A 3,460-nucleotide genomic window follows, 5' to 3' on the forward strand; every position below is an offset into this window, starting at 1 on the left:
CTCTTCTGGGTGTCGATGTTCCAGTTGGACACCCGGCCGCCAGCCGGCACCCACGGCAGCGAGCCGTAGACGGTCATGTTGCCGAGCGTGAAGTCGAGCGTGTAGTCGCGCTTGTTGTAGACGTAGCCGGTGGTCGAATAGAGCGTGACCGGGCCGACATCGACTTCGATCGGCAGGGTGACGACGGCAAGCTTGTCCTTGCCGCCCTTGCCGTCGGGGCGGACGAGCTGGAGATAGCCGTTCTGGGCCGTCGGCGCGGCGCCGCTGAACCACATGGCGTTGAACTTGCCGCTGGAGCTGTCGGAGAACGGCAGGTCGATGGAATCGCCGGCGTAGTTCACGTCGCGGGTCTGGTAGAGGACCGACGGCTTGGCGCGGACGTTCTCGCTCGGCTGGAAGTTCAGCGAGCCTTGGAAGGCCCAGACGTCGCTGCGATTGGCGTCCTTGTCGTAGACGCTGGTCGGCGCGGTGGCGACGATCGAGCCGCCAGCGCCCTCGATCGGACCGCGCGATCCGGTGCGGTCGACCACGGTGGCGGAAGGCACGCTGATCAGGTCGATGAAGCCCGGGTCTCGGCGGAAGAAGGCGCTGGCCCGGAAGCCGAGCACGTCCTCGATGATCGGGCCGCCGACGGCGACGCCAGCCTCGCCGCCCTGGCCGCCGTGCTGCACGGTGTTGAGCTCGCCGCGAGCATAGACGGAGTAGTTCCGCAGGCTGGCCTCGCGCGGGATGTAGCGCAGCGCGCCGCCCATCGAACTGGCCCCGAACAGGGTGCCCTGGGGACCGCGCAGCACCTCGACGCGCTCGAGATCGAAGACTTCCGGATAGACGGCGCTGGCTTAGTAGGCGACCTGGCGCAGGTGGATCGGTACGTCGCCGATGTAGACGCCGGTGGTGGCCGGCCCGACCGACGAGGCGACGCCCCGGATAGCGATGCTGCCGCCGCCGGCGTCGCCGAGGCTGCGGAAGGTGACGCCGGGCGTCCACTGGACGACGTCGCCGACGTTCTTGATCGACAGCTCGGTCATGGCGTCATTGCTTAGGACCGCGACGCTCTGCGGCACCCGCGAGAGGGCCTGCTCCTGGCGGGTGGCGGTGACGACCACTTCGCCCAGGGCGGTTGGGGCCGCCTGCTGGGCCATGGACGCGGCCGGATAGGCCAGCACGCAACCGACGGTGAGAGGAATAATCGCCAGATGACGGCGAGGTTTGACCCCGGCCTCGTCAACGACACGGGCGATCTTCACGAGCTTACGCGACGTCCAACCGTTCATATCCACTTCCCCCATTTAATAGATAGTTCAGGGCATTAGCGGCGCGGCCGATCGGGCGAACAATAAGACCAAAGTCGAAGCGGTTATTCTTCGATCACAGTTTTGGCGCCTTTTCCTCCAGGCACTCTCTCCGAGCAGATTGACATCAGTGATCACACTGACCGTCCGCAAATTATCAAGCAAGCGCTTGATAATTGCTCAGGTTGAGCCCTCCCACAGAGGCCCGCTGTGTCAGATGATGTGGCGGGCGGCGGATATCTCGCGGAGCCGTCGGCGCGCGGAATCAGGGAGGCCCGCACAGCAAAACGCCTCCCCCGCCAGGCGGAGGAGGCGTCGCCGTCTCTTCGCCGGATTTAGCGGCGGTAGGTGAAGGTCAGGCCGATCGTCCGCGGACGGACGGTGCTCTGGGTGAACAGCACGGTGTCGGTGTCGGAGTGGCCGCGCGTGACCAGCGGCGCCTTGTCGAGGAGATTGTCGACGAACAGGGCGAGGGTCGCCTCGCCGAGCTCCACGCCGCCGCGCAGGCTGATGAAGCTGCGGGCGTCGGGGGTGGTGAGCTCGGGATCGAAGCCCCGATTGCGCGGATCCTGGTTGGGCACCAGGTCCGAGCGCTTGTTGGTGTACTGCCAGTCGCCGCGCACGAAGAGGTCGCGGCCCATCGCCTGGAAGTCGTACTGGGCCCCGAGGGCGGCGGTCCACGGCGCGTTGCCGAGGGAGTTGCCCTTGGAGACGATGATCCGGTTGGCGGCGAACTGGGTCGTCGAGGTGTACTCGGCGTCGGTGTAGCCGACGGAGCCGTCGATGGTCAGGCCGTCGACCGGGCGGAAGGTCGCCTGGAGGTCGAAGCCCTGCGAACGGGCGTTGCCGAGGTTGTCGGTGAACTGGATGGCGCAGCTCGGCAGGGTCACGCCCTGCTGAATGCCCTTCCACTTGATGTGGTAGATCGAGGCGGCGACCTGCAGCCGGCCATCGGCGAAGCGGTTCTTCGAGCCGAGCTCCCAGCTGGTGACCGTGTCGCTGTCATAGCTGTCGGGCGCGCCGGTCAGGCCGAACGCCTCGAGGCTGACGCGACACACGTCGACCGGCACCGGCGGGTTGGCGCCGCCGACCCGGAAGCCCTTGGCCCAGGTCAGGTAGTAGAGGTTGTCCGGATCGGCCTGGAACGACAGGCCGAGCTTGGGCGTGAACGGCGTCTCGCTCGCCTTGCCCTGGCCGCCGGTGCGCTCGCCGTTCTGGGAGCCATCGGCGAAGTTGACGAACGAGAACTTGGTCTTGGCGTAGCGGGCGCCGGCGGTGACCTTCAGCCGGTCGGTGACCGCGTAGGTCAGGTCGACGAAGCCGGCGAGCTGGCTTTCCTTGGCGCGGGTGTCGGCGATGTAGCTGTCCTGACCATAGAAGGGGTAGCCGAAGTACTCTTCGATGGTCATGCCGAAGGCGAACGGGAACAGGGTCTCGGTCGCCGGCTCGACCAGCTCCTCGATGCTGGTCTGCTTGTTCTTCTGGTAGAACACCCCGGCCACCCAGGTCAGGCGGTCGTCCGGGTTGGAGTTCTGCAGGCGCACTTCCTGGGTGAAGTTGCGCTGGCGGTTCGTGACCACGGCCGGGCTGAGATAGTACGGCAGGTCCTGGTTGATGCCGGTCGGGGTCAGGAACGGGTACAGCGGCGCGGTGTCGCCGAATTCGTCCAGATAGAGGCTCTGATAGTACGACAGGTTGTAGATCGTGCCGTCGTAGCCGGTGGTGTTGTTGCGCTTGAAGTAGCTGGTGTTCGAGATCAGCTTCGCGGCGCCGAAGTCGTACTGGATGTTCAGGGCCGGCAGGACGAACTTGTCATTGCTGCCGCGGTACTCGGGACTGGACTTGCGGAAGACGCCGTCCTCGCGGTCCGAGATGCCTTCGAAGAAGGTGTCATTGTCCTTGGTCGAGCGCTTCTGGAACTGCACCGACGGGGTGATCAACAACGCTTCGGTCGGGGCGAACGCCAGGGCGCCGCGCAGGACGGTGACCTTGCCGGTGTTGGCGTTGGCGTCGGTGACGACGCCGCGCGGGTTGGCCGCGCCGATGCTGGCGTTGTCGACGCGGTCGATCCAGCCGCCGTCGCGACGGGTCCAGGCGCTGACCCGGAAACCGAGCTTGTCCTGAACGATCGGGCCGCCGACGGCGACGCCGCCTTCATAGTTGCGGCC

The 3,460-nt window shown here is 66.3% G+C and carries 2 protein-coding genes and 1 pseudogene; all 3 read right to left on the bottom strand.

Features of this window, described 5'->3' with window-relative positions:
* A pseudogene (locus ACILRF_RS15435) lies at positions 1-794 on the bottom strand (hypothetical protein); the annotation flags it as partial.
* A 45-nt stretch (positions 795-839) separates the two neighbouring features.
* Positions 840-1,274 (bottom strand): TonB-dependent receptor plug domain-containing protein, encoded by a 435-nt coding sequence (locus tag ACILRF_RS15440; protein WP_395674454.1) that lies wholly within the window; start codon positions 1,272-1,274, stop codon positions 840-842.
* A 353-nt stretch (positions 1,275-1,627) separates the two neighbouring features.
* Positions 1,628-3,460: TonB-dependent receptor (locus ACILRF_RS15445; protein WP_395674456.1), on the bottom strand; the 1,833-nt coding region annotated here is incomplete at its 5' end.

The organism is Phenylobacterium sp., assembly GCF_044236515.1.
In the GTDB taxonomy this organism is placed as follows: Bacteria; Pseudomonadota; Alphaproteobacteria; order Caulobacterales; family Caulobacteraceae; genus Phenylobacterium.

What these genes read in the sequence shown, in the direction of transcription:
- ACILRF_RS15440 (WP_395674454.1), bottom strand. Translation starts at nt 1,274, where the DNA reads ATGAACGGTTGGACGTCGCGTAAGCTCGTGAAGATCGCCCGTGTCGTT.